This is a genomic window from Pseudomonas sp. LFS044, assembly GCF_047978245.1.
Taxonomy (GTDB): domain Bacteria; phylum Pseudomonadota; class Gammaproteobacteria; order Pseudomonadales; family Pseudomonadaceae; genus Aquipseudomonas.
In genome coordinates this window covers 146,688-171,909 of record NZ_JBFPFX010000009.1, presented here as the reverse complement: position 1 = coordinate 171,909, position 25,222 = coordinate 146,688, and the positions used below count along the sequence as shown (strand labels likewise).

Below are 25,222 nucleotides of genomic sequence, written 5' to 3'. Positions count from 1 at the left end.
TTATAAACATTGAGTGTTTAGTTTCAGGGTGAGAGTTCTTCCAGAATGCGGCCCTTGGTTTCAATGGCAAACAGCGATGTCATCAAGCCTGTGATAAGCAGAACCAATGCGAATGCGCCGAACACGTAGTGGACACCGCCACCGCCTACTGCCAGGCCTACGATCAATGGGCCTGTGGCGGAACCCAACCTGAGCCACGCACTGCCAACACCGGTGCCCAGTGCGCGAAGGCGAGTGGGGTATAACTCTGCCGAGTACAGGTACAGTGAGAACGTCACGGTTTGTACCAAGGCATATGCCAGGCCCGCCAGGGCAAGGATCTGCAGGGGGGCCGTTGCCCCTGTGAAGGTGAGCAGGGCCAATGGCACTGAACCGAGGAACAATGCCCCGATGTACCAGCGGCGGCGCCCTACCTTGTCGATGAGCAGGGCGCATATCACCGCTGCCACCACACCGGCTGCCGAAGTAATGAAGCCATACGCCAGGCTGGTTTCCAGCGGCAGGTTGAAGTGCTGTCGGTACAAGGTGGGCAGCCAGGTAATCAGGCCATTGGCGACCATGTAAGAGCCGAACCACATCGCCCAGATCACCAGCGAGCGCTTGAGGTACATGCCCCGGAACAGTTCCTTCCAGCCCTGGGCATCCGGGGTGCGCTGAATCTGTGGCACTTCAACGGGCGGCTGCAGCACCTTGCCAGCTTTGATGGCGCTGTCCTCCAGCCGATTGACGATCTGGTCCGCTTCCTCAAGCCGCCCTTTGGAAGCCAGCCAGCGCGGCGACTCGAAGAGGAAGAACCGTAACGGGATCAGCAGTGCGGCCGGTACCAGGCCCACCGCGAACATGGCTTTCCAGCCGTACACGGGGACGAGCAGGTAGCCGATGATGCCTGCACCCACCAGGCCCAGGAGGAACATCACCTCGTACAGCAAAAAGAACTTGCCGCGTTTTTTCGACCCGATCAGCTCGTTGATATAGGCACTGGCCACCGGCACCTCGCCACCCGTGCCGATGCCCTGGATAAACCTGAAGGCGATCATCATCGCGGCGCTGGAGGCAAACAGGCATGCAACGTCCATGGCCACGAACAACAGGATGGTGAAGGTGAGCACCTTCATGCGCCCGATGCGCTCGGCAAGCCAACCGAAAATCAACGCGCCGAACAGCTGGCCCAGGTAGCCGGCTGAGAGAATCATGCCGATCTGTGCGCCGGACAACCCCCACTCTTTGGCCAATACCGGCATGGCATAGGCAATTGCGATGATGGTATAGCCGTCGAAGAACGTGGCGGCGCCAATGATGTTGCGTGCCCAGAACACCTGACGGGTGATTGGAAGCCGTTCAAGCCGTGCGCTGATGTTCGCCTGGCTTTTGACCTTGTCGGGCAATGTTTCAACTTCCTGCTGCATCAACATAGCGTGTCCTTTATTGTTTTTAGCTTTATCAGGGACGAGCAGAGCCCGCTGTCTATTGTTCAGCAATCGGGTTTACCGCTGCAGTTTCAGCACTGTTTCGATACAGGCGCGCCGGTGGCTTAGCCGACACTTCCATTGGCTTGCAGTGCTTTGCCAATGGCATCGGCGGCCGCCAACGTTGTTTCCAACGCCCGAACTTTCAGTTCTTCGGCGGTACAACGGACCGCCGGCGCGGCAATACTGATAGCACCCACCGGGTAACCATCGATATCCAACACCGGCACTGCGAGTATTCTCAAGCCTTCGGTAAACAGGGAGTCTGTCAGCACGTAGCCGTTTTCACGAATGTGTTCCAGGGTGTCCGAAAGTCGTTGTTCATCCGCTTGCGGTTTCATGATGAAAGGCATCAAAGGCTGCAATTGGGCGATGCGTTCCACCTCAGCCTTTGGCAGGAAGGCCAGGATCGCACGGCCAACAGCGGTTTGCGCTGCGGGGACCGTGGTGCCGACTCGGATATCGACACCGAGGCGGGTGATGCCTGCGCGCACTCGCTCCAGGTAAAGCACGTCGGCCCCCTGCAGCACGGCGAAACTTGCAGCCTCATGGGTTTCGCTGACCAGCCCCCGCAGAATGGGGCGCACGATACTGCGCAGGTCTGTTCTGGCAATGGCGTGGAAGCCAAGGTCGAGCACTTTCAGCGTCAAGGCAAAACGGCGGCTCTCTGGCAGCCTGGAGACATAGCCCAGGTCCACCAGGGTATTGAGCATCCTGAACGTGGTGCCGGGGTCTAGCTCAGCGGCTGCCGCGATTTGGCTCAGCGTGAGCTCTTCATTGTCGGCAGTGAACGACTCCAGTACCCGGAAACCTTTTGCCAGCGATTGCACAGTACTGCGTGCTTTCTTGTCATCCATTTCCTTCATGGCGGTAGTGCCGGGAGCAACTTGTTTAACGACTTTATCCATGGCTTCGCACCTTTTTTGTTTTTTCGGATTGCGAAATATTTTTCTTTCATTTAGATTATCACTTAGTCTGCTAACGATCTATTCGATTTTTAATCGCTTGAACTCTTTTCTATTCTGATAGTGAATAAGCAGCGCACTAGGCTATGCGTCGCCTGGGCTAAACCCTGTACCGTGGGGCGGTATTAATGCTTTTATTTTCATTAGTTTAACCAGCGTGCCATTGGCGTCGTCGACGGCTTCTGCGCGGATCGCCCACGCGCTTCCTCCCACTAAAAATCGCGTCATGTCACCCCAGTTCAATTAGCATGGGGCGCCCAACGCCGCCTGCCTGGCACATCAGGCTCCCTTCTCTGCGAACTGACATAGCTCCCGATGACCGTCTTTTATCTCAAGTTCCTCATCACCCCCACACTCATGCTGGCCATCTCGCTGGCGGCCAGGCGCTGGGGTACGCAAATTGGCGGGCTGCTCTCCGGGCTGCCCGTGACGTCCGCGCTGGTCATGCTGTTTCTGAGCCTTGAACAAGGGCCGGGCTTTGCGTTGCAGGCGGTGCCTGGGGCATTGGCGGGGTTGGCTGCGGTGCAGGCGACTTACTTGTTCTACTTCCTGGTGACGCGCCGCGTGGGTGCGCTTACTGGCTGCATCGCGGCGCTGGCGGTCTACGCTGCGAGCGCCTTTGTAATGAGCCGGATAGGGGAGGTGGCGCTGTCGGTCGGCGTGACGGTGCTGCTGCTGACGCTGATCATTGTCGTCACTTCGACGACGGCACAGGCCCACGCCGCAAACGTCGTGCCGTTGCCACGCTGGGTGATCCCGATGCGCATGCTCACGGCAACGCTGCTGCTGGCGGCGATCACCGCCAGTGCCCAATGGCTCGGGCCGGTCGCCAGCGGCCTGTTGGCGCCGATCCCGATCATTGCCTGGCCGCTCGCGGTGTTCGCCCACGTTCAGGGCGGGCACCACGAGTTGGGGGCCATTGTGCGTGGCAACGCCATTGGCGCGGTGGGGGTGCTGGGCTTCTACCTGGCTGTGAAAAGCACCATCGTAGCGCTGGGGACTGTGCCGTCGATCTCGGCCGCAGTGGTGCTTGCGGTGGTGGCGACCTTCGTGTTGGCGAAGGTGCTGGACAGGCGTTGAGCCGCCCTCAGAAGTCGTAGCGGGCCGTGACCCCCAGCGTGCGCGGCGTGCCCAGCACGCCGGTGTAGGCGCCGTTGGGCGAATTCCACAAGGTGGTGTAGTAGGTCTTGTCGAAGGCGTTTTTCAGCCACAGCGAGACGTCCCACTGGCCATCCCCAAGGTCGCCGCGCAGCCCTGCCGATACATTCACCAGCGCATAGCTCGGCAATTGTGCGTAGCGCGAGTCGTCGACCGTGCCCACGGCATGGGAGCGGAACGCGTAACTGGCATTCACGTAGGGCCGCAGCGCTTGCAGTTGCCATTCGTAGGTGCCGTTGCCATTGAAGGTCCACTTCGAGGCGCCGACCACAGCGTGCCCGCCCAGGTCGCAGGACGCCGGCGCGCCCGGCTGCAGTGCCACCTCGGCGGGGCAGGGTGCGTCGGGGTAGGAGAGGTAGCGCACGTCGTTGAAGGCGCCGTTGAAGTTTAGCGTCAGCCCTCTTGCGGGCAGAATGGTGGCCTCGAACTCGGCGCCACGGCTGCGCACCGAACCCGCATTGGTCAGGTAGCTGGTCAGGTTGACGTCGTCGTAGGCGTTGGTCTGGTAACCGTGCACCAGCGTCCAGAACAGGTTGGCGTTGAGTTGCAGGCGTTGGTCGAACAGCGAACTCTTGATCCCCAGCTCGGCATCATTGGCGCGCTCGCTGCCGATCAGCAGCGAATCGGCGCCGGCCACCGGGGCGCTGGCCACTGACAGGTTGACGCCGCCGGACTTCTCGCCGTGGGACAGCGAAACGTAGCCCATCACCTGTTCATCGAAGCGATAACTCAGGCTCAGCAGCGCCGAGGGGCTGAAACTGTACAGGTTGAGGTCGCCCGAGTCGTAGGCGCCGAGCCTTACGTTGCGCACGTTGGCAGCGCGACCGTCGACGGCCACACCGCCAACCGGCGCATCGCGGGTAACGCGTGCCTGCTTGGCCTCGTAGGTGCCGCGTACGCCGGCAGTGAATTCCAGGCGCGGTGAAAGGTGCCAGGTGCCTTGGGCGAACAGCGCGAAGCTGTCGGTATCGACATGCCCGTGGCCGATACTGGTGACGTTGTTCAGCGCCCCCTGGGGCGTGCCGTTCCAGGTGTCGGCGAGTGGCCCGTAGGTGGTGAACACCTTGTTGCGCATGGCCTGATGGAAGTAGAACGCCCCCAGTACATAGTCGAATGTGCCACCCGACGGCGACGCCAGGCGCAGCTCCTGGGTGTATTGCTCGTCGCGCGCTGACTGGCCGACGTTGTACATCACCGGCACGTTCAGTTCGTCATCGTTGCGTGGGGTGAAATCCCACCAGCGGTAGGCACTGACCGATGTCAGGGTGTAGTCGCCGGGGGTGGTCCAGTTGGCTTCCAGGCTGGTACCCCCCTGGAACACCGTTACGCGTTGGTCTGCGTCCAGGTTGACGTGGCGGCCGTGCGCCAGTGTCGCGCCGACCGCGTCAGCGCGTTGCTGGTAAAGGTTGACGCCGTTGATGGTCGGCCCGGTGCTGAACAGCGAGCGGGTTCCGGCACTGGACGCTTCTTCGTTGTAATCGGCGATCCAGCGTGCGTTGAACGCTTCGTTGGGCTCGAACAGCAATTGGCCGCGTACGCCCTGGCGGGTGCCGCCGCCCAGGGTATGCCCGTCGAAATCGTTTTTCACGTAGCCGTTCTCGCGGGTGCGGTACGCCGAGACGCGCCCGGCCACTGTCGTGCTCAACGGGCCGGAGACACTTGCCTGGTTCTGCACGTAGCCATCTTCGCCCAACGAGCTGGACACGCGCCCCTCCGGGGTGAAGGTCGGCTTGCGGGTACTGATGTTCAGCACCCCGGCAGTGGTGTTCTTGCCGAACAGCGTGCCTTGCGGCCCGCGCAGCAGCTCCAGCTGGTCGATGTCCAGCAGGTCGAACACGGCCATGCCCGGGCGGCCCAGGTAGACGTTGTCCAGGTAGATCCCGGCACTGCCTTCAAGGCCGTCGCTGGCCGGGTTGTTGCCCAGCCCGCGAATCGACAGGCTCGACTGGCGGGCGTGCATGAACGCGACGTTGACGCTGGGCAGCGCCTGCTGAAGGTCTTGCAGGCGATACAGGCGCTGGTCATCGAGGGTTTGCGCCGAGAGCACGGTCATGGCGGCAGGCACCGACTGCGCATCTTCGCTGCGTCGGCGGCTGGTGACAGTGACCGTGCGCAGGGTGGTGTCATTGGCCGCGGCGCCGGTGTTTACGGCTGTGCTGTCAGCGGGGGCGGCCCATACCGGCGGCGCGCAGGCCAGGGCAAGCAGGGAAGGGGCCAGCATGCGCAAGGCGCACGCGCAGGCGAGGTGTGGAACGGGCGTGGTCATCATGAACTCCAGGCATGAATGGACCTCGCTGCGCGTGGTGTGCGTAAGCGTGATCAACGGTTGGGGGTGGGGTAGGGGTCAGTCGCGCAGCCAGGGGATGTCCTGCCGCTGGTAACGGTGTGCGCGGAAGATGGCGTTGTTTTCACCGGGCAGGTAGGCCCGCGAGGCGGCGTCCGGGTAGGCGGCAAAATGCGGGTTGATGTACTCCCACACCACGTCACCTGTGCGGGTCACTTCGAACAGGCGGCCAAAGTTGGCTTCGGTGACCAGCACGTTGCCGTTGTGCAGCGCCTGGGCACCGCCCATGAACGGGCTGAAGAACGCGTAACCGGGGGCATCGGCATACTGCCAGACGATGCGCTGCTCGACCGGGTCGACCTCGATCACGCGCGAATGCGGCATCGACACATGCGGCCGCGAAATGCCGTTGTCGAACACCAGCACGTTGCCGTTTTCCAGCTCGCTGGGGCAATGCTGCTGCGCCACCAGGTCATGGCCCAGGCGCCACAGTACACGGCCGCTGCCGCGCTGCACGCAGATCACCGAAGACACGCTGCGCAGGCTGAGCAGCACCTTGCCATCGCTGGCTGGGGTCACGGCATTGGTCATCGGCCAGTGGTAGCGTTCGAAACAGTCGTGCAGGGGGTAGTCTTCCGGGGCCAGGTGCTCCCAGCTGCGCCACTCCCACAGCAGGTTGCCGGCGCGGTCGACTTCTTTCACCACATCGCCGTAGATCACGCCGCCGGGGGCTTCACTGCCCGGGATGCCGCCCAGCACCCGCTGTGCAATGTGCACTGGCAGCGGTTCGGCGGTGGTGTACAACAGGTTGCCGTTGGCCAGCCATTGGGCATCGTGGTGGTGCGCAAGGTCGGTGTGCTGCCAGACGATCTCGCCCTCCGGGGTCACCTCGCTGAACTGGCCGCCATGCCACACCGACCAGCCCGGGAAGCGATCTGCCGAGTCCGGGTGGTTGCCGTTGTAGCCCAGGTTGCCGTTGGCCAGCAGCACCGCATCGCGGCCAGGGCGCTGGGGCAGCGCCCAGCGATGCACTTCGCGGCCTTGCAGGTCGATCAAAAAGACCTTGCCGCCTGCCGTTTGCGGGGCGAACAGGGTGTAGCCGCCAGCAGAGCGTTGTTCGTCCACGGCGATCAGGCCGGTGGCGTGGCGCCGCAGGGTGGTGGTATCGAGTCGTGACATTGGTTTCTCCAGGGTGAGCGCCGCCGTACCGCGTGGGGCGGCAGGCGGGCGAAACGGGTTCAGTGGGCGCTGGGCAGCAGGGCGTTGTAACGCGGGTCGAAGAAGTCGCTGACCTGCACCGGCCGGGGGATCAGGCGGGCCTGGGCGAAGGCATCGGCCAGGCGCTGTTGCAGTGCGCTGACCCGGTCATCCAGCGGTACGAAGCGCAGCTGCTGATGGTCGAGCATCTCATGCACCAACGCCAGTGGCAGCCGCGTGGCCTGCGCCAGCTGCTCGGCCCAGGGCCCGGGGTTGGCGCTGGCCCAGGCCTGTGCCCTGGCCAGGCGCTGGATAAAGTCACCGACCAGTGCGCGCTGCAGCGGGTCGCCCAGCGAACGCTCGCTGGCCAGGGTGAAGTTCAGGCCGGTCTCCGGCCACGGGCTGCCGTCCAGCAAGGGCCGTGCGCCTTGTGCGATGGCCTGGCCAACGAAGGGGTACCACACCGCCCAGGCGTCCAGCTGGCCACCGGCAAAGGCGTTCTGCGCGTCCACAGGGCTTGCATACACCACCTCTACATCGCGGCTGCCCAGCCCCGCCTGGGCAAGGGCGGCGAGCAGCAGGTAGTGCCCGCTGGTGCCCTTGGCCACGGCGATGCGCTTGCCCTTGAGGTCGGCTACCCGCTGAACGGTCGAGTCGCCGGGGATCAGCAGGGCATTGTTGTTCTGCGCGCCTTCGGCTGCTGCGACGATACGCACCTGAGCGTGGCCGGCCTGGGCGAAGACGGGTGGGGCGTTGCCCACCACGCCTACGTCGATGGCCCCGGCGTTCAGCGCCTCGAGCAGCGGCGGGCCAGCGACGAAGGGGCGCCAGGCCAACTGATACGGCAGCGCGCGGTCTTCCCCAGCGGCGCTTAGCAGCGCGCGCGTCAGGCCGCTCTGGTCGCCGACCTTCAGCTGCGCCTCGGCCAGCGTTGCCGGGCTTTGGCCTGCCAGCGCCGAGGGTTCGGCCTGCACCTGGCCTGCGAGCAGCAGGTGGCTGGCCAGGGCACTGAAGAGCAGGGTGTGCAGGCGCTTGGTCAGGCTCGGCTTTGTGTGCATCATTGCGGCTCTCGAATCATCGGACGGCTTGAGTATGTCGAGGCAACCGCTGCGCCACTATGCCAAACACCCCTCCTTTTCTGCCATGGGCTGCCCGCGTACCGTGCTGGTGCTGGCGTTTCCAGGGGCATTGCTGCTCAACGCGGCCGGGCCGCTGGAGGTGTTTGCGGCCGCTGCGCGCGTGCTGGGCGACGCGTTCGCCAGGCAGCCGCCTTACCGGGTAGTGCTGGCGTCGCCGGCAGGCGGGCCGATCGAAAGCATCTCTGGCATCGTCGTGCAAACCCGAGCCCTTGCCGATATCGGTGGCGACGAGGCGGTGGACACACTGATCGTGATCGGCGGCCCTGGCGTTACTGTGGTTGAACAGAACAGCGGTGTGATCGACTGGCTGCGTGCCCGTGTTCCGGCGCTGAGGCGGGTCTGTTCGGTGGGCACGGGGGCCTTCGCCCTGGCCGCGGCAGGGCTGCTGGAGGGGCGGCGGGTGGTCACCCACTGGAAGTTCGCCGATGACCTGCAGCGCAATTACCCCAGCCTGGACGTGGAGCGCAGCGCGCTGTTCCTGCGCGATGAGGGGTTGTGGACCTGCGGCGGCGCCGCGGCTGGCATCGACCTGGGCCTGGCCCTGCTGGAGGAAGACCTAGGCCCCCATGCCGCGCTGGCCCTTGCCCGCTACTTCACCGTGTTCCTGCGCCGCTCTGCAGAACAGTCGCAACTGAGCGCCACCCTCAAGGCCCAGAGCGACGCCCTGCGCACCGACCGGGATCAGCGCCTGGTGCGCCTGCACGCGTGGATGGCAGAGAACCTGGGCGGCGACCTGCGCGTCGAGCGGCTGGCCGAACGCTTCGGCATGAGCCCCCGGCATTTTGCCCGCGCTTATGTTGCAGCCACCGGCGGCACACCGGCCCAGACCGTCGAAACGCTACGCCTGGAAGCGGCCTGCCGGCTGCTGGAGACCAGCGCCGAGCCCGTCAAGCGCATTGCGGTGTCCACCGGTTTTGGCAACGAAGAGCGCATGCGCCGCAGCTTCCAGCGCCAGCTTGGCATCAGCCCGTTGGGTTATCGCTCGCGGGCGCGCACCCGGCAACTGGAAGGGCAGGCGCCAATGCAGGGCCAGACTGGCTACCGTCACGATGAAGCGGTGCTGGTCGGGCTGTCGCGCATTGCCAACTGATCACGGCTGATTCGCGCGACAGGCCACGCGGCCGGTGAACTTGGCCTAAAGTTAGCGGCACGCTAGATGGCGCAATGAAATTATCGAACCAGACCACAACTATTTTCATCGCCGGCTGTCACTTCTCGAAGCCGCCATGATCATCGGTCAGTCGGCATGTCATTTTCAGGAGCGAACCGCACATGGCAGCACTGCAGAACAGCACGTTGGAAGCGATTGTCAGCAATCAGGCGCAACTGCTAGGGGAATGGCTGGCCGCACTCGAAGCCAACGGCGCCACGCGTAATATCCGTGAGCAGGACCTGCGCCAGGAAACCCGGGATTTTCTTCAGCTGGTGATCGACGGCCTGCGCAGCGAGTGTGGTACCGAGATTAGTGTCGCGGGCTGGGAGGAAGCCCGACGTTTTCTGGAGAAGCTATCTGCCAGCCGTGCGCAGGTCGGCCAAGAATCCCACCAGACTGCCTACTTCATCTTTGCCCTCAAAGGCCCGCTGTTCACGCTGCTGCAGGCGCATTACCGCGAGCAACCGGCGTTGCTCGCCGAGCAGCTCTGGGAAGTTTCGCAGCTGCTCGATGCATTAGGCCTGCACAGCATCCGCACCTACCAGAAAAACCGTGAGGCGGTGATCAAGCGCCAGCAGGAAGAGCTGCTGGAGCTGTCTACCCCGGTCGTCAAACTGTGGGAGGGCGTATTGGCCCTGCCGCTGATCGGCACGCTCGACTCGCAGCGCAGCCAGACCGTGATGGAATCTTTGCTGCAGCGCATCGTCGACACCGGCTCGGAAATCGCTATCATCGACATCACCGGTGTGCCCACCGTGGATACACTGGTGGCCCAGCACCTGCTCAAGACCGTGACGGCCATCCGCCTGATGGGCGCCGATTGCATCATCAGCGGCGTGCGCCCGCAGATCGCCCAGACTATCGTGCACCTGGGCCTGGACCTGGGCACGCTGACCACCAAGTCCAACCTGGCCGATGCCCTGAAACTGGCGCTGTCGCGCCTGGGTACCAGCACTGGCGAGCGGGTGTGAGCCGATGGAGCGTATTCCCATTCTGCAAATGGGCGAATTCCTGCTGGTGACCATTCAGGTCGACATGCATGACCAGCTGGCGCTGCGCCTGCAGGACGATCTCACCGACCGGATCGACCAGACCTCGGCCCGTGGCGTGTTGATCGATATCTCCGCCCTGGACATGGTCGATTCGTTCATCGGCCGGATGATCGCCAGCATCTCCGGCCTGTCGCGCATCATGGATGCCGAGACCGTGCTGGTGGGCATGCAGCCGGCTGTGGCGATCACCCTGGTGGAACTCGGCCTGACCCTGCCCGGGGTCAGCACAGCCCTGAATGTCGACCGTGGCATGAACCTGCTGCGCCAGCGGGTAGGCCGCCCATGACCATTCGCCAAAGCGGCAGCCAACCGGTGCGTATCGAACAGGATGTGGTATTGGCCCGCCAACTCACGCGCAAGGTTGCCAGCGAGTGCGGCATGCGCCTGGTCGACCTGACCAAGCTGGTCACGGCCGTCAGTGAACTGGCCCGCAACACCGTGGTGTACGGTGGCGGCGGCGACATGGACTGGGCGGTGATCGAGGACGCCGGCCGGGTTGGCCTGCGCCTGGTGTTCCGCGACGAAGGGCCGGGTATCGCTGACGTCAAGCTGGCGCTCACCGATGGCTGGACTTCAGGCGGTGGCCTGGGCCTGGGCTTGACCGGCGCCAGGCGCCTGGTCGATGAATTCGAACTGGACACCACGCCCGGGCAAGGTACCCGGGTAACGATCACCCGATGGGCCTGAACCTGGCGGCAAGCCTTACCCAAGTCCTGCGGCTCGACGATGTCAGCCAGGTTGGCCACGCCCGCCGTGTCGTGCAGAAGCTCGCCGAGCAGCAGGGGTTTGCTACGGCCGATGCCGGCCGGGCGGCCCTCGTCGCAACCGAGCTTGCCAGCAATGTGCTCAAGCACGCCCAGCGCGGTGAACTGCACCTGCGGGTGCTGGCGCATGGCAGCCAGCCTGGGATCGAACTGATCGCGGTGGACCGCGCCCACGGTTTCGACCTGCCCAGTTGCCTGGTCGATGGTTATTCCACCGGGGGCACCCAGGGCATTGGGCTAGGGGCGGTCAGCCGCCTGGCTCAGGTGTTCGATGTGCATGCGGACGCCCAGGGCGCCGTGGTGCTGGCACGTCTTTACCGGCAAGACGACAAGGGCAAGGATGTACGCGTGGGCGTGAGCCACCATTCACTGCATGACGACCCGGCTTGCGGTGACAGCTGGCACGTGACGCTGGACGGTCAGCGCGTGAGCGCCTTGGTGGTCGACGGCCTCGGCCACGGCGAGGAAGCCGAGCGCGCGGCCAGGGCCGGCGTGGATGCGTTCGTGCAGGCGCCTTTCACCCCCCCTCAGCAACTGCTCGGCGAGTTGCACCATGCCATGGGTGGTACCCGCGGCGGGGCTGTGGCGATCGCCCAGTACGACGGGGAACGCGACAGCCTGGCATTCATCGGCATCGGCAATATCGGCGCCACCCTGGTGGGCGGCGACCGCCCGCGGGGCCTGGCCTCGCACCCGGGCATCGTCGGCGGGCAATACCGCAAGGGCCAGGTGTTCGACTACGCTCACTTGAAGGGGCATCTGTTGGTCATGTTCAGTGACGGCCTGCAAACGCGCTGGAACCTGCAAACCTACCCCGGCCTCGCTCACCGTCACCCGGCGGTGATCGCCGCCGTGCTGCACCGCGACTTCTGCCGTGGGCGGGACGATGTGACGGTGCTGGTCATCGATCTGGAGGCCGTGCATGGCTGAGCCAACCCCCGACAGCAGCAGCGCGCAGGCCGACGTAGCGCGCCTGCACGCCGAAAACCAGGCCCTGCGCGCCGAACTCGAGGATACCAACCAGGGTGTGCTGGCGCTGTATGCCGAGCTGGATATCCAGGCCGAGCAATTGCGCCAGGCGTCAGACCTGAAAAGCCGCTTCCTGTCGTACATGAGCCACGAGTTCCGCACGCCGCTGGGGTCGATCCTGAGCATCACCAGCCTGCTCGCCGACGAGGTGGACGGGCCGTTGAGCAAGGAGCAGCAATTGCAGGTGGCGTTTATCAGCACCGCGACGCGCGAACTCAGCGACATGGTCGACGACCTGCTCGATCTGGCCAAGATCGAGGCGGGGCGGCTTACCATTTCACCGGCCTGGTTCGACATGCTCGACCTGTTTGCCGCCTTGCGCGGGATGTTCCGCCCGATCGTCGACGCCGGCACGGTCGATCTCATCTTCGAAGAGCCGCAAGGTTTGCCGCAGATGTATACCGATGACAAGAAGCTGGCGCAGATCCTGCGCAACTTCATTTCCAATGCACTGAAGTTCACCACCCGTGGTGAAGTGCGGGTGTCGGCGCAGTTGCATGGCAGCAACCAGGTCCGTTTTGCGGTGAGCGACACCGGCATCGGCATTGCGCCCGAACTGCTTGGCGGGCTGTTCGAAGACTTCGCCCAGCTCGACTCGCCCCTGCAGAAACGCCTGCGCGGCACCGGCCTGGGGCTTTCGCTGTGCAAGCGCTTCGCCGCGCTGTTGGGTGGCGAAGTGGGCGTGGAGAGCGCGCCCGGCGTTGGCTCGTCATTCTTCGTCACTCTCCCGCTGGCCCTGGCCCCCGAGGCGCGCACTGATGAACCCTGACATCCGCCTGCTGATCGTCGACGACAACGCCGCCACGCGCTATGCGCTGCGCCGGCGCCTGGCGCTGCATGACTATCAGGTACTGGAGGCTGGAACCGGCGGTGATGGCCTGGCCTTGATCCGCAGCGAAGCGATCGATGCGCTCATCCTCGACGTCAATTTGCCCGACATGAGCGGCTTCGACATCGTCAGGTTGCTGCGGGCAGACCCGGCGACCGCCTTGCTGCCGGTGATTCACGTATCGGCGGCGTCGATCCAGAGCGGCGATATCATTACTGGCCTGGATGCCGGGGCCGACGCGTATCTGGTGCACCCGGTGGATGCCGACGTGCTGGTGGCGACCCTGCGTACCCTGTTGCGGGTGCGCGATACCGAGCGGGCGCTGCGCGACAGCGAGGCCCGGTTTCGCGAGATCTTCAGCAATGTCTCTGCGCCCATCGCCGTGCTCGATGCCGGGCTCAAGGTGCATGAGTGCAACCAGGCGTTCGCCCAGCTGATCCAGGACAACCGCAACCCCGAAGCGCTGCAGGAATGCTTCGGCGACGACCAGCAGGCCGCCATCGCCGCCTTGCGCCGCCATGTGGCCGATGGTCAGCGCTGGCGCGGCAACCTGGGCATGACCGTGAGCGGCCAGCCACGGGACACCGAATGGCAGCTTTCGCCTTACCGCGCGCCAGGGCTGTGCCTGGTGTTCGTCGAGGATGTCACCGAACACCGCCACCGCGAGCGCTCGCACCTGGCGCGCCTGGACGATGCCAATACCCAGCTGGCCCGCGAAGTGGCGCAGCGTGCGCGGACCGAGGCGCAACTGTTGCAACTGCAGAAGATGGACGCCCTGGGCAGCCTCACCGGAGGCATCGCCCACGACTTCAACAACCTGCTCACCGGCATCATCACCAGCCTTGAACTGATTCGCAAACGCGTGGCGCAGAACCGCGTGGAGAAAGTCCCAAGCTACGCCGACGCGGCCCTCAGCTCGGCCATGAGCGCCGCGTCGCTGACCCATCGGATGCTCGCCTTCGCCCGCCAGCAGCCGTTGGACACCCGCCCGGTGGACATCAACGAGCGGGTACGGTCGCTGGAAGAACTGCTCACCCGTACCATAGGCGAGCGCATCGTGCTGGCCCTGACGCTTTCCAGCGAGCCGACCATTGCCCTGGTCGACCCGATCCAGCTGGAGAGCGCAGTGCTCAACCTGGTGATCAACGCGCGCGATGCCTTGGCCAAGGGCGGGCGTATCTGGGTGACCACCGCCGCTACCTGGTCACACGGTGACCCCAACCTGCAGGACGGCCCGTATGTTGCGGTTACGGTGCGCGATGACGGCTGTGGCATCGAGCCTGAGCTGCTGGAAAAAGTGTTCGACCCGTTCTTTACCACCAAGCCGGTGGGGCAGGGCACGGGGCTGGGGTTGTCGACCATCTACGGCTTCGCTCGCCAGTCCGGCGGCCATGTGGCATTGCGCAGCGTAGTCGGGCAGGGCACCGAAGTGACCTTGCTGCTGCCGGCCAGCAACCAGCAGGAGGCCCGTGAGGAGCGCGGGCCACAGCTCGACCAGCAGGGTGGCGGCGAACATGTGCTGGTGGTCGAGGACATGGCCTCGGTGCGGCTGTCGGTGGCCGAGGTGCTGGCCGATGCCGGTTATCGATGCACCCTGGCCGACACCATCGAGCGGGCCCTCGACCACCTGCGCGAAGACCCAAGCATCGAGCTGCTGCTGACCGATGTCGGCCTGCCGGGCATCAGTGGCCGAGAGTTGGCCGACATGGCGCGAACCTACCGGCCGGGGCTTCCGGTGCTGTTCATGACCGGTTACGCCGAGACGGCGCTGGATCGCCAGGCCTTCCTCGACACGGGCATGGACCTGTTGATCAAGCCGTTCCAGACCAGCGAACTGCTCGCCAAAGTGGGGCGCACGCTGGGCCTGGTGAGTTGACCCGATGGAACTGCCGCAGCCTTGGATGAGTCGCAGTCTTGAACCCGACAAAAAAGGATGTTGGCAATGAAAGCGATGACTCGACTGTTTACCGGCCTGGCTCTGGTCGGTGCACTGGGCGCTTCCGCTGCCTGGGCGGACCAGCCCGGCGCTGATTGGAAGGTCACCAAGGACAAGGCCGAAGCCACATTGAAGGGCGCCGGCTACACCCAGATCACCAAGATCGAAGCCGATGACGGGCACTGGGAAGGCGAGGGCCTGAAGGCTGATGGCAAGCAATATGAGTTTCAGGTAGACCCGCACAACGGCACCATCATCAAAGACGAGCTGGATCGCTGATGCGGTAAACGTGCTGTGCTGTTACTGGGGCCGCAAAGCGGCCCCAGCCTTTTTGTTGCCGGTCGCGCACCAGTAACCCCCACGCAAGCTCTTGGTGCGACAGCTACTGGTCGCCGATCACTCTCAATGAACTCCACGCCCATGCGCCACGTCACCCGTGTGAGAGGCACACATTCCGGCAGCCGCCGGATGACCACTTGCGAGGGACATGACCATGGAACGCGAGCAAAACTCAGCATCGCCCCCCAGCGATACCCAGGAGCACCTGCACGCCATCACCGACGAAGCGGGCGCGCTGCTGAACGAGGCGAAGGCGCAAGGCACCGAGCAGTTCGAACACTACCGTGACACCGCCGCCGAGCAGCTGGACTCATTGAAGCAGGGCGCGCAGTCAGCAGCCTCTGCACTGGAAGGCAACGACGCGTTGGGGCTTTCCCAATACCTGGGCCAGGCCGCTGAATACATCGGCAGCTTTGCCGAGCAGATCCGCCACGAGAGTGCTGAGGACCTGCTGCACAGAGGTTCGCGCCTGGCGCGGGACAACCCTGCGCTGTTCCTGGCCGGCAGCGTGGCCGTCGGTTTCGCCTTGTCGCGGTTCCTGCGTGCCAGCGCCAGCCATGCACCGGCCGCTGCCTCCCCAGCCCCGGCCTATGGTGCCAGCGAGCCCTACCACAGCACGGCGCCCCAGCCGGACCGCGCCAGCGACGTGGCCACCCACAAACCCTATACCCCGGTCGACCCGGTTGGCATGGGCGCCGGAACCTTGGTAAGCGGCGGGCCCCTGGACCGCGATCCGCTCAAAGGAGGTGAATGATGAACAAGGACCCGCTACAAGCCACCCCCCCGCTGCACACCCCCATCGAAGACGCCGTGGGTGTCGGTAGCCTGCTGCGTCAACTGATGCGTGAAGTACCCGAGCTGTTCACCAAGGAGCTGGCACTGGCCAAGGCAGAGCTGCAGCACAACCTCAATACCCTGAAAGCGGGCACCGCTGCCGTGGCGGCAGGCGCGATCGTGCTGCTGGCGGGCTTCATCATCGTGCTGCTGGCTGCGGTGTATGCCTTGGCCATGGTCGTCGCGCCCTGGCTGGCCGCGTTGATCGTGGGTGCCATTACCATGATCGTCGGCTTTGTCATGCTGCAGTCGGGCAAGAAACAGTTCGAACCCGGCCAACTGGCCCCGGACCGCACGCTGCATGCCATGCAGCAGGACAAGGACGCGCTGAAGAGGAAACTGCCATGAATACCTCCTTCGAACATGACACGCACAAGGACCCGGACTTGCTCGAGCAGGAAATCAACGCCAAGCGTGAGCACATCAGTGACCTGGTCGATGCCCTGGAGCAACGCCTGAGCCCGGGCCAGTTGATGGACCAGATGCTCGCTTACACCAAGGGTAATGGCGGCGAATTCTTCCATAACCTGGGCACGACGCTGAAGAACAACCCGGTGCCGACCACCCTGACGGTACTGGGCCTGGCCTGGTTGGGCCTCAACCAGAACCGCCCGTTCAACCCCGGCCCTGCGCATACCGGGCCGGGTATGGGTGAAAAGCTGGGTGAGGCGGTCGACGCGGTAAAAGGCGCCTTTGCCCATGCGGGTGAAGCGCTGCACGATGCCGGGCGCAGCGTGAGCGGCAAAGCCCATGACCTGCGGGACCGGGCGGGTGACATCGGCCGAGGTGCTCGGGATTCGGTCGAGGGCTCGGCTGACAGCCTGCGCGGTGCAGCCGATCAGGTCAGTGCACAAGCCACGGCACTGAAAGACCAGTTCGATCATCTGCTCAAAGAGCAACCGTTGGTGCTGGCCGCCCTGGGCATTGCCTTGGGTGCAGCGCTGGGGGCGGCGCTGCCTGGCACCCGCAAGGAAGACGAACTGATGGGCGCCAGCAGTGACCGGTTGACCGACACCTTGAAAGCCAAGGGCGAGCAAGCCAAGCAGGCGGTCAAGGAAACGGTGAAGGAAGCGACGGCCAAAGAAGCCCCCAGCGGGACCCACAGGGCAGGCGATTCAGACCTGTCTGCGGGCCTGGGCTTCCCTTCCTGAAGTGCCAGGCTGTGCTCGCCTCGGTGGCATCAGCGACCGGGGCGAGCACCCCGCTGTTGATACCGTGCCAGAATGGGCTGCACGCTGAGCCCGTGCACGGCTATGCTCAGCGCCACCACCGAAAGTGTGAGGTTGGTGCTGGACGCCGCGACGTCCGGCGGCAGTTGGTGGTTGAGCGCGTAAAACAGGTAATACAGGCTGCCGATCCCGCGTATCCCAAACCACCCCAGCATGCCGCGCTGACGCACGTCCAGCAGCCCGCCGAAAGGCAGTAGCAGGGTGCTGAGTGGCCGGATCAGCACGAACAGCGCCCCAGCGACCCACAACGCCCGCCAGTCCCAGTGCTCAAGCAATACCACACCGAGCAAGGTCACCAGAAACACCTCCATCGCACGCTCCACCAGGCCGCCAAACGAAAGCATGTCGCCGAGCATGATGCCCGCCGCCACTTGCGTGTCTTCCAGGTCGGCAACATCGCCTTTTACCGCATGCTCGGGGGCCACGTGCTGATGGCCAACCACCGGCTGCACCAGGTGCTCGGCGGGCTCGTGCGGCTCGGGGGTGGAGTGGACTTCGGCTTGTCGCAGGCCCAGGCCTGCGGCGAACACGGCGAGAAAACCGTAGCCATGGATCAGGTCGGCGAACACATAGGCCATCGCAATCAAGGCCAGCGCCAGGTAATCGTTGGGCGAAACGGTGCTGTCGTCGTGCCGGGTGCGCAGGTACAGGGCGAAATACCCAAGCCCGCGCCCCATCCAGTAGCCACACAGCAGCCCGGCGGGCACGGCCCACAACAGGTCCTGGACAAGCCAGTCCATGAGCCATTGTTCGCCTTGGGTGTTCTGCAGCAGCAACAGGCCCAGGATCACGAACGGGAAGGCCACGCCATCGTTGAGGCCCGCTTCGCCAGACAAACTGAAGCGCACGCGGTCATAGTCTTGCGCATCGTTGACCTGCACCAGCGTCGCCAGCACCGGGTCGGTGGGGGCGAGAATCGCGCCAATCAACAGCGACAACCCCCAGCTCAAGTGCAACCCGTAATGCAGCAGCAGGCTGACCCCACCGATGCACATCAGCATCAGCGGCCCGGCCAGCATCGACGCAATTCGCCAGTTGCGGCTACGTAACGGCAGCCGCAGCTTCAGGCCGCTGACAAACAGGGAAAACAGCACGGCGACTTCGGTGAGGTGCTCGATCCAGCCGCTGGCCTTGGCCAGGTCCAGTTGCAGCAGGCCCAACCCGCTCGGGCCCAAGGCGATGCCCAGCGCCAGGCACACCACCGAGGTGGTGACCGGCACCCAGCGCAGGTAAGAGGCGGTCAGCGCCAGCAGCAACAGCACTGCGCCGAGCATGGCGACCCAGACAATAAAGCTCATGTGTGCAGTTGCCTCCGCGCAATCGGGCGCCGGGCCTGTAGTTCAGACGCCACCCGGCCAGTAGCCGTTCCGCTGGCCGGGCCACCACTGGTCAGCCGCCCTATAGCACCTTGTCGAGGGTGACCGGGAACTCCCTCACGCGTTTGCCGGTGGCATGGTAGATGGCATTGGCAACTGCGGCGGCGACGCCGACGATGCCGATTTCGCCTACCCCTTTGGAACCCAGTTCGTTGACGATGTCATCGTTTTCTTCAACGAATATCACCTCGATGTCCGCGATATCGGCATGCACCGGCACGTGGTATTCGGCCAGGTTGTGGTTGAGGAATCGACCTAGCGGGTGGTCGGTTTGGGTTTCTTCCTGCAGCGCCATGCCCAAGCCCCACACCACACCGCCGAGGATCTGGCTGCGGGCGGTCTTCGGGTTGACCACGCGGCCTGCTGCCACCGCGCTGACCACCTTGGTCACTTTGATGGTGCCAAGGTCCTCATCCACCTGGACCTCGACGAACACCGCCGAATGGGTGGCCGTGGCGTATGGCTCACGCTTGGCGCTGGGCTCGGCGGTAACCTGTACTTCAAGGGCTCCGTCTGCAGACCCGGCGACGACATCGGCGATGGCGATACGGTGTTGGCCAGCCTGCAGGTACCCGTCGCCGAAGGTTATTGCCTGCGCCGGCGTTGCAGCGATTGCGGGGAAGGCCTGGCGTGCCAGCGCCAGCACCTGGCTGCGCAGGGCCAGGCAGGCCTGGCGCACGGCGCAGCCCACCGAAGACACGGTGAATGACCCACCTTGCAAAGGCGCTGTCGGCAGTGAAGAGTCGCCCAGGACGAAGGTCACGTCCTGCAGCATGACGCCAGCAGCATCCGCCGCGATCTGGGTCATCACGGTATAGGTGCCGGTGCCGATGTCGGTAGTGGCGCTGCTGACGGTCAGTTTGCCCTGGCGGTCGATGCGGGCCTTGGCGCTGGCCTTCATCTGCATCGCTTCCCAGACACCGCCAGCCATCCCCCAGCCAATCAGCTGGTTACCCGTGCGCATGCTGCGCGGCTGCGGTGTACGTGCGCCCCAGCCGAACCGTGCGGCGCCCTGGTCGTAACAGGCCAGCAGTTCCTTGCTGGAATACGGTTTACCTTCATTGCCATTGCTGGCGGCAAAATTGGCCCGACGCAGTTCGATTGGGTCGAGGTTCGCGGCACACGCCAGCTCATCCATGGCGCACTCGAGGGCGATCACGCCGCTCGCGGCGCCCGGGGCACGCATGTCCAGCGGCGTGTACACGTCCAGCGGGGCCAGGCGATAGCTCAGCGCAACGTTGTCGCACTGGTAAAGCATGCCGCTCCACTCCACCAGGTGCTCGGTGAAGTCTTCGAAGCGCGAGGTCTGGCCGATGGCATCGTGGGCGATCGCCAGCAGCTTGCCCTGCGTGGTTGCGCCCAGCCGGACCCGTTGCCGGGTGCGTGGGCGGTAGCCGAAGGTGAACATCTGCTGGCGGGTCAGGGTCACGCGTACCGAGCGTTTCAGGTGCAGGGCTGCCATCACGGCCAAGGGCAGCTGGTACTGCGGGCGCAGCCCCGAGCCGAAGGCACCGCCGACGAACGCGGCGAGGATTCTGAGCTTGTCTTTGGGCAGGCCGAACACCTTGTGCAGGTAGTCCTGGCAATTTTGCGTGCCTTGGGTCTTGTCATGGATCTCAAGCGCGCCGTCGGCTTTGTAGAATACCGTGGAGGCATGGGGCTCCATGGGGTTGTGGTGCTCGTTGGGCGTGTCGTAGGTTGCGTCGAGCTGTACGGCCGCCTGCGCATACTGCCCGGCAAAATCGCCACGGGGCTTGGGGGTTTCAGCAGGGGCGGGGTGGGCTTGGTCGAGCACCGCATGCAAGTCAGTCTGGTGGCCTGCCTGGTCATAGTCGATGCGGATCAACGAGCCGGCATGCCGCGCCAGTTCGAGGCTCTCGGCGACCACCAGCGCCAGCGGTTGGCCGCTGTAGAGGACGTGGTCGTTGTACAGTGGACGCAATGGCGCACCTTCGGCCGCGTCGGCATCGCTGTAATCGTCGTCATAGCTGGAAATCCGTGGCCGATTGGCGTGGTGCAGCACCGCGATCACGCCCGGCACGTTCAACGCCTGCGCGCTGTCGATGCTGCGTACTCGGCCGCAGGCGATGGTGCTCGAAACCACACTGCCGTACAGCAGCCCAGGCTCGGGATACTCACCGGCGTAGCGCGCCTTGCCCGTCACTTTGGCCACGCCATCCACACGGTCGAGGGGCGCGCCCACTACAGTTTTCATTCGGTTCATGGGGCTGTCCTGCAGGTGCTGGCGCCGGCCGCGGCTTCTGTGAGCGCACGGACGATCGCACGTTTGCCGAGGGCTACCTTGAAAGCGTTGTGCTTGAGCGGCGTTGCCTGTTGCAGCAATGCGTCGGCCGCACGTGCAAACAGTGCGGGCGACACCGCCTGGCCTTTCAAGGTTGCCTCGACGGCCTGGTTTCGCCAGGGTTTGTGCGCGACACCCCCTAGCGCTACACGAGCGTCCTGGATGACGTCGCCGTCGAGTTTGAGCGCGGCAGCCACCGACACCAGTGCGAAGGCGTAGGAGGCGCGGTCACGAATCTTCAGGTAACGGTAATGCGCTTCGAACGCTGGGGGCGGCAGCTCGATAGCGGTAATCAGTTCATCAGCGCTCAACTGGTTGTCGCGCTCCGGCGTATCACCCGGCAACCGGTGAAACTCGGCGAAGGGGATGCGCCGCTGCCCAGCCCGGCCCTCCACGTGGACCACGGCATCCAGCGCGGCCAAGGCAACACACATGTCCGAGGGGTGCGTGGCCACGCAGCTGTCGCTGGCGCCCAGAATGGCATGTATCCGGTTGAGGCCTGTGCGTGCAGGGCAGCCGCTGCCCGGCTCACGTTTGTTGCAGGGCGTACCGGTGTCGTAGAAGTAGTAGCAGCGGGTACGTTGCAGCAGGTTGCCGCCGGTGCTGGCCATGTTGCGCAACTGCGGCGAGGCGCCCGCAAGAATGGCCTGCGACAGCAGCGGGTAGCGCTGCTCGATCAAGGGGTGCCAGGCCAGGTCAGCGTTGCTGACCAGTGCGCCGATCATTACGCCGCCGCTTGAAGTCTGCTCGATGCCGTTCAACGCCAGGGCGGTGATGTCGATCAGGCGGGTGGGGCTCACCACGTTTTCCTTCATCAGGTCGACGAGGTTGGTACCCCCGGCAATGAAGCGCGAGGCGTGGTCCGCCAGATTGACCGCTTCGCTGACAGAGGACGGCTTGTGGTAGCTGAAGGGGGTCATGGCTGCGACCCTCCTTCAGGCTCGCGCTCATCGCGCATCAGCGGCAGGGCCTCTTCCACGGCGGCAACGATGTTGCTGTAGGCGCCGCAGCGGCACAGGTTGCCGCTCATCAGCTCGCGAATGGCTTCACGCGTGTCGGCCCGGCCTTCGCGGGCAAGGCCGATGGCCGAGCAGATCTGCCCTGGGGTGCAGTACCCGCACTGGAAGGCGTCGTGGGTAATGAAGGCCTGTTGCATCGGATGAAGTTGCTCACCCTCGGCCAACCCCTCTATGGTGACCAGCTCGGCGCCGTCGCACATCACGGCGAGGGTCAGGCAGGCATTGATACGCTTGCCGTCGCGCAGCACAGTACAGGCACCGCATTGCCCATGGTCGCAGCCCTTTTTGCTGCCGATCAGGTCCAGCTGCTCGCGCAGCAGGTCGAGCAACGTCGTCCACGGCTGGACCTGAAGCGACCGGGGGACGCCGTTGAGTGTCAGGCTGATGGCATGCCCATCGACGCCCGCTTGGGAGTTCGCGCTCATGGAAAACCTCACGGTCAGGAATGCATCGCGCAGTCGGCTGCGTCTATTTGCTGCGACCGGAGGTGTTTGGCAAACGTTCAGGTTTTATCGGCGAGCGACCAGACCTGTTGCGCAATGCAAACGTACCCGTCGAACAGCAGACGCGCCGTGCGCACCAGGCCGCAACGGCCGATCGCGCCGTTCTGCAGGCTGATCTGCACGGTAAATTCGCCGCTGGGATGCTCGACCGAGAGCCGTTGCGTGCTACCTGGAGTAATGCGCGCAAGCCCCTGCACCACCGAACCTTCGATCAGGCAGGCGCTGGCGACGCTCACCGCGCCGAACACGCCAATCGAGGCGTGACAGCGGTGGGGGATGAATGAGCGTGTATTGATTGCCCCGCCCTGGTGCGGCGCTGACACCAGGCACATCTTTGGCACGTTGCGCTGGCTGACGTCACCCAGCTGCATGCGCGGGCCGGCCTGCAGGCGGATCGACTCCAGGCGTGCTTTCAGGGCGGCATTGCCGTCCAGCTGTTCCCGGCTTTCATGGCCGGTAATGCCGAAGTCCTCGGCACGCAGCACCACCACTGGCATGCCATTGTCGATGCACGTCACGGGCACTGCGTCGATCAGGTCATGGCTGTTGCCGGTGGGCAGCAGGGCGCCGCAGCTGGAGCCGGCAACGTCTGCAAAGCTCACCAGCACCGGCGCCGCCAGCCCAGGCACACCGTCGATACGTGTGTCCCCGGCATACTGCACCTGGCCGTGGGCGGTGGGCACCTGGGCGACGGCAAGCTGCCCGGTGTTCTCCATGAAGATGCGCACAGGGGTCGACGCACCGGTGGCCGTCACCAGCCCACGCTCGATGGCGAATGGGCCCACGCCGGCCAAAATGTTGCCGCAGTTCTGGCCGTAGTCCACCCGCGCTTCGTCCACCACCACCTGGGCGAACAGGTAATCGACGTCGGCATCTTCGCGGCGCGAGCGGCGAATGATCGCTACCTTGCTCGTCAGCGGGTCGGCGCCGCCGATGCCATCGATCTGACGCGGGTCTGGCGAGCCCATCACGGCAAGCAATACACGGTCGCGCAACGCGCCCTCGGCGGGTAGGTCGTCTGCCAGAAAGTACGCCCCTTTGGAGGTGCCGCCACGCATGAGCAGGCACGGGATGCGGGTCTGGGCCATGTTCAGCCTTCCAGGTCGGCGAGCTGGTCGACGTAGCGCAGGCCCTTGTCGGCCAGGCGTTGGCGCATGTCATAGATGTCCAGGCCAAGCTCACCGGCGGCCAGGCGCTGGCGCTTGCGCTCTTCCAGGGTGGCGCGCTGGCTGGCGGCGTCCAGCACGGCGCCGGCTTGTTCATGGCGGACCACGACCACCCCATCGTCGTCGGCGACGATGATATCGCCGGCATTGACCAGCTGCCCGGCGCAGAGCACGGGCAGGTTCACCGACCCGAGGACTTCTTTCACCGTGCCTTGCGCGCTGATGGCGTTGGACCAGACGGCAAAGCCCATCTCGCGAAGGGTCTGGCTGTCACGCACGCCGGCGTCGATAACCAGGCCGCGCACGCCCCGGGCCTTGAGCGAGGTTGCCAGCAGGTCGCCGAAGTAACCGTCGCTGCACGGCGAGCTCGGCGCCACCACCAGCACGTCACCGGGCCGGCACTGCTCGACGGCAACGTGGAACATCCAGTTGTCGCCCGGTGCGACCAGCACCGTTACTGCGCTACCCGCCACCGCGACACCCTGCTGGATGGGGCGCAGCCCCGCGTTGAACAGGCCTTTGCGGCCCTGGGCCTCATGCACGGTGGCAACACCCAGGCTGCCCAGCGTGTCGATCAGGCCCGTGGGGGCGCGGTTGATATTACGTACCACGATGCCGGTCTTGCCGATCAGCCCGCTCATGCCAGTTGCTCCGCTACCCGCGGGAAGACGCTCTGGAAGCCTTCGGCGTAGACGATGTTGCGCGCACTGGTGATGCCGACATTACGTTTGGCCTGCACACCGCGTTGCAGGGCGACGCGGGTGTAGTACTCCCACAGGTGCTCCTGGCCGGCCATGCACTGGATGGCGGCGTACTTCTTGCCCCACACCGGGGTGATATCGAGGAAGGTATCGGGGCGCCATTCGCACTGCTCCGGCTGGTGCGGCTCGAAGGCGTAGACCGGTGGCGCGCCGACAATGCTTTCGCCAGGCTTGTAGCCCTCTGCCTGGGCGATGATGCGCGCTTCCTGGGCCAGGTTCATGGCCAGCGGATGGTCGTAATTGTAGGGGTCTTTAAGCGAATGGCTGAGGACGAAGGCCGGTTGAACCTTGCGGAACACATCGGCCAGGCGGAACAAGGTGTCGCTGTCGGCGCGCATCGGGTAATCGCCGATGTCGAAAAACTCCACGCTGGCGCCGAGGATTTCAGCGGCGGCCAGTGCCTCATCGCGGCGTGCGGCCTTGACCTTGTGCTCGGTCATCTCGCCTTTGCGCCACAGCTTGGCCGACTCACCACGCTCACCGAAGGACAGGCAGACCACGTGCACGTGATGGCCTTGCTCGGCATGCAGGGCGATGGCGCCGCCGGCCCGCCAGACGAAATCGGCGGAATGAGCACTGACCACGAGGGCGGTTTTGGGTGATGCATTCATTAGAGTTGGCTCCTGCAAAGGGTGTACGCAGGATGGCATCGGCGCTGGGCCTGGACTAATGCGTTCCAGTAGTCGGGGTATGCTTTTTGTTTATTGTTGTGATCAAGCGG

At 64.6% G+C, this 25,222-nt stretch carries 24 protein-coding genes; 12 read left to right on the top strand and 12 right to left on the bottom strand.

Annotation, left to right across the window (positions count from 1 at the left end; all coding sequences use genetic code 11):
• Positions 1-23 precede the first annotated feature (23 nt).
• Both ACNQPL_RS10435 and ACNQPL_RS10430 read right to left on the bottom strand, forming a co-directional pair.
• A complete protein-coding gene (locus tag ACNQPL_RS10435) occupies positions 24-1,406 on the bottom strand; it encodes an MFS transporter (RefSeq protein ID WP_416466631.1) in 1,383 nt (460 codons plus the stop codon).
• A 125-nt stretch (positions 1,407-1,531) separates the two neighbouring features.
• Complete coding sequence (locus ACNQPL_RS10430; RefSeq protein WP_416466630.1) at positions 1,532-2,374, bottom strand: IclR family transcriptional regulator; 843 nt, start codon at positions 2,372-2,374, stop codon at positions 1,532-1,534.
• Between the two features lie 372 nt (positions 2,375-2,746).
• Here ACNQPL_RS10430 and ACNQPL_RS10425 point away from each other — a divergent pair, with 372 nt between their 5' ends.
• Positions 2,747-3,511: a hypothetical protein gene (locus tag ACNQPL_RS10425; RefSeq protein ID WP_416466629.1), complete on the top strand. Its 765-nt coding sequence runs from the start codon at positions 2,747-2,749 to the stop codon at positions 3,509-3,511.
• A gap of 7 nt (positions 3,512-3,518) precedes the next feature.
• Here the strand turns inward: ACNQPL_RS10425 and ACNQPL_RS10420 are convergent, their stop codons facing one another.
• The 3 genes from ACNQPL_RS10420 to ACNQPL_RS10410 form a co-directional block, all read right to left on the bottom strand.
• Complete coding sequence (locus ACNQPL_RS10420) at positions 3,519-5,810, bottom strand: TonB-dependent receptor (RefSeq protein WP_416466662.1); 2,292 nt, start codon at positions 5,808-5,810, stop codon at positions 3,519-3,521.
• Positions 5,811-5,933: 123 nt separating this feature from the next.
• Complete coding sequence (locus ACNQPL_RS10415) at positions 5,934-7,052, bottom strand: aryl-sulfate sulfotransferase (protein ID WP_346614392.1); 1,119 nt, start codon at positions 7,050-7,052, stop codon at positions 5,934-5,936.
• A 59-nt stretch (positions 7,053-7,111) separates the two neighbouring features.
• On the bottom strand, positions 7,112-8,131 hold the full coding sequence (locus ACNQPL_RS10410) for an ABC transporter substrate-binding protein (RefSeq protein ID WP_416466628.1): 1,020 nt from the start codon (positions 8,129-8,131) through the stop codon (positions 7,112-7,114).
• Positions 8,132-8,162: 31 nt separating this feature from the next.
• Here ACNQPL_RS10410 and ACNQPL_RS10405 point away from each other — a divergent pair, with 31 nt between their 5' ends.
• From ACNQPL_RS10405 to ACNQPL_RS10355, 11 genes are all read left to right on the top strand, one after another.
• Complete coding sequence (locus ACNQPL_RS10405; protein WP_416466627.1) at positions 8,163-9,299, top strand: GlxA family transcriptional regulator; 1,137 nt, start codon at positions 8,163-8,165, stop codon at positions 9,297-9,299.
• Between the two features lie 182 nt (positions 9,300-9,481).
• Positions 9,482-10,333 (top strand): STAS domain-containing protein, encoded by an 852-nt coding sequence (locus ACNQPL_RS10400; protein WP_346614389.1) that lies wholly within the window; start codon positions 9,482-9,484, stop codon positions 10,331-10,333.
• A 4-nt stretch (positions 10,334-10,337) separates the two neighbouring features.
• Positions 10,338-10,700 carry an STAS domain-containing protein gene (locus ACNQPL_RS10395; RefSeq protein ID WP_346614388.1) on the top strand — a complete coding sequence of 121 codons (363 nt, stop codon included), beginning with the start codon at positions 10,338-10,340 and terminating at the stop codon, positions 10,698-10,700.
• Positions 10,697-11,101 (top strand): ATP-binding protein, encoded by a 405-nt coding sequence (locus ACNQPL_RS10390; RefSeq protein ID WP_346614387.1) that lies wholly within the window; start codon positions 10,697-10,699, stop codon positions 11,099-11,101. The genes ACNQPL_RS10395 and ACNQPL_RS10390 overlap by 4 nt, the downstream gene beginning before the upstream one ends.
• Positions 11,092-12,108: an ATP-binding protein gene (locus ACNQPL_RS10385; RefSeq protein WP_416466626.1), complete on the top strand. Its 1,017-nt coding sequence runs from the start codon at positions 11,092-11,094 to the stop codon at positions 12,106-12,108. The genes ACNQPL_RS10390 and ACNQPL_RS10385 overlap by 10 nt, the downstream gene beginning before the upstream one ends.
• A complete protein-coding gene (locus ACNQPL_RS10380; RefSeq protein ID WP_416466625.1) occupies positions 12,101-12,976 on the top strand; it encodes a sensor histidine kinase in 876 nt (291 codons plus the stop codon). The genes ACNQPL_RS10385 and ACNQPL_RS10380 overlap by 8 nt, the downstream gene beginning before the upstream one ends.
• Entirely contained in the window at positions 12,966-14,912 is a 1,947-nt protein-coding gene (locus ACNQPL_RS10375) for a response regulator (protein WP_416466624.1), read from the top strand. The genes ACNQPL_RS10380 and ACNQPL_RS10375 overlap by 11 nt, the downstream gene beginning before the upstream one ends.
• 66 nt (positions 14,913-14,978) lie before the next feature.
• Positions 14,979-15,251 carry a PepSY domain-containing protein gene (locus ACNQPL_RS10370; RefSeq protein WP_416466622.1) on the top strand — a complete coding sequence of 91 codons (273 nt, stop codon included), beginning with the start codon at positions 14,979-14,981 and terminating at the stop codon, positions 15,249-15,251.
• Between the two features lie 214 nt (positions 15,252-15,465).
• The gene (locus tag ACNQPL_RS10365) at positions 15,466-16,065 is read left to right on the top strand and encodes a hypothetical protein (RefSeq protein WP_416466621.1); all 600 of its coding nucleotides are present in this window, start codon (positions 15,466-15,468) and stop codon (positions 16,063-16,065) included.
• On the top strand, positions 16,065-16,493 hold the full coding sequence (locus ACNQPL_RS10360) for a phage holin family protein (protein ID WP_387529249.1): 429 nt from the start codon (positions 16,065-16,067) through the stop codon (positions 16,491-16,493). Before ACNQPL_RS10365 ends, ACNQPL_RS10360 begins: the two co-directional genes overlap by 1 nt.
• Positions 16,490-17,296: a DUF3618 domain-containing protein gene (locus tag ACNQPL_RS10355; protein ID WP_416466620.1), complete on the top strand. Its 807-nt coding sequence runs from the start codon at positions 16,490-16,492 to the stop codon at positions 17,294-17,296. Before ACNQPL_RS10360 ends, ACNQPL_RS10355 begins: the two co-directional genes overlap by 4 nt.
• Before the next feature lie 29 nt (positions 17,297-17,325).
• On the opposite strand, the gene ACNQPL_RS10350 is transcribed toward ACNQPL_RS10355, so the two are convergent.
• From ACNQPL_RS10350 to galB, 7 genes are all read right to left on the bottom strand, one after another.
• Positions 17,326-18,672, bottom strand: coding sequence for a cation:proton antiporter (locus ACNQPL_RS10350; RefSeq protein WP_346614379.1), 1,347 nt, complete (start codon positions 18,670-18,672; stop codon positions 17,326-17,328).
• A gap of 100 nt (positions 18,673-18,772) precedes the next feature.
• Positions 18,773-20,974: a xanthine dehydrogenase family protein molybdopterin-binding subunit gene (locus tag ACNQPL_RS10345; protein WP_416466619.1), complete on the bottom strand. Its 2,202-nt coding sequence runs from the start codon at positions 20,972-20,974 to the stop codon at positions 18,773-18,775.
• The gene (locus ACNQPL_RS10340; RefSeq protein WP_346614377.1) at positions 20,971-21,972 is read right to left on the bottom strand and encodes a xanthine dehydrogenase family protein subunit M; all 1,002 of its coding nucleotides are present in this window, start codon (positions 21,970-21,972) and stop codon (positions 20,971-20,973) included. The genes ACNQPL_RS10345 and ACNQPL_RS10340 overlap by 4 nt, the downstream gene beginning before the upstream one ends.
• The gene (locus tag ACNQPL_RS10335; RefSeq protein ID WP_416466618.1) at positions 21,969-22,496 is read right to left on the bottom strand and encodes a (2Fe-2S)-binding protein; all 528 of its coding nucleotides are present in this window, start codon (positions 22,494-22,496) and stop codon (positions 21,969-21,971) included. The genes ACNQPL_RS10340 and ACNQPL_RS10335 overlap by 4 nt, the downstream gene beginning before the upstream one ends.
• Positions 22,497-22,573: 77 nt before the next feature.
• Entirely contained in the window at positions 22,574-23,662 is a 1,089-nt protein-coding gene (locus ACNQPL_RS10330; protein ID WP_416466617.1) for a 4-oxalomesaconate tautomerase, read from the bottom strand.
• 2 nt (positions 23,663-23,664) lie between these two features.
• Positions 23,665-24,381 carry a 4-carboxy-4-hydroxy-2-oxoadipate aldolase/oxaloacetate decarboxylase gene (locus ACNQPL_RS10325; protein ID WP_416466615.1) on the bottom strand — a complete coding sequence of 239 codons (717 nt, stop codon included), beginning with the start codon at positions 24,379-24,381 and terminating at the stop codon, positions 23,665-23,667.
• Entirely contained in the window at positions 24,378-25,151 is a 774-nt protein-coding gene (gene galB, locus ACNQPL_RS10320) for a 4-oxalmesaconate hydratase (protein WP_416466614.1), read from the bottom strand. The genes ACNQPL_RS10325 and galB overlap by 4 nt, the downstream gene beginning before the upstream one ends.
• Between the last annotated feature and the right edge of the window lie 71 nt (positions 25,152-25,222).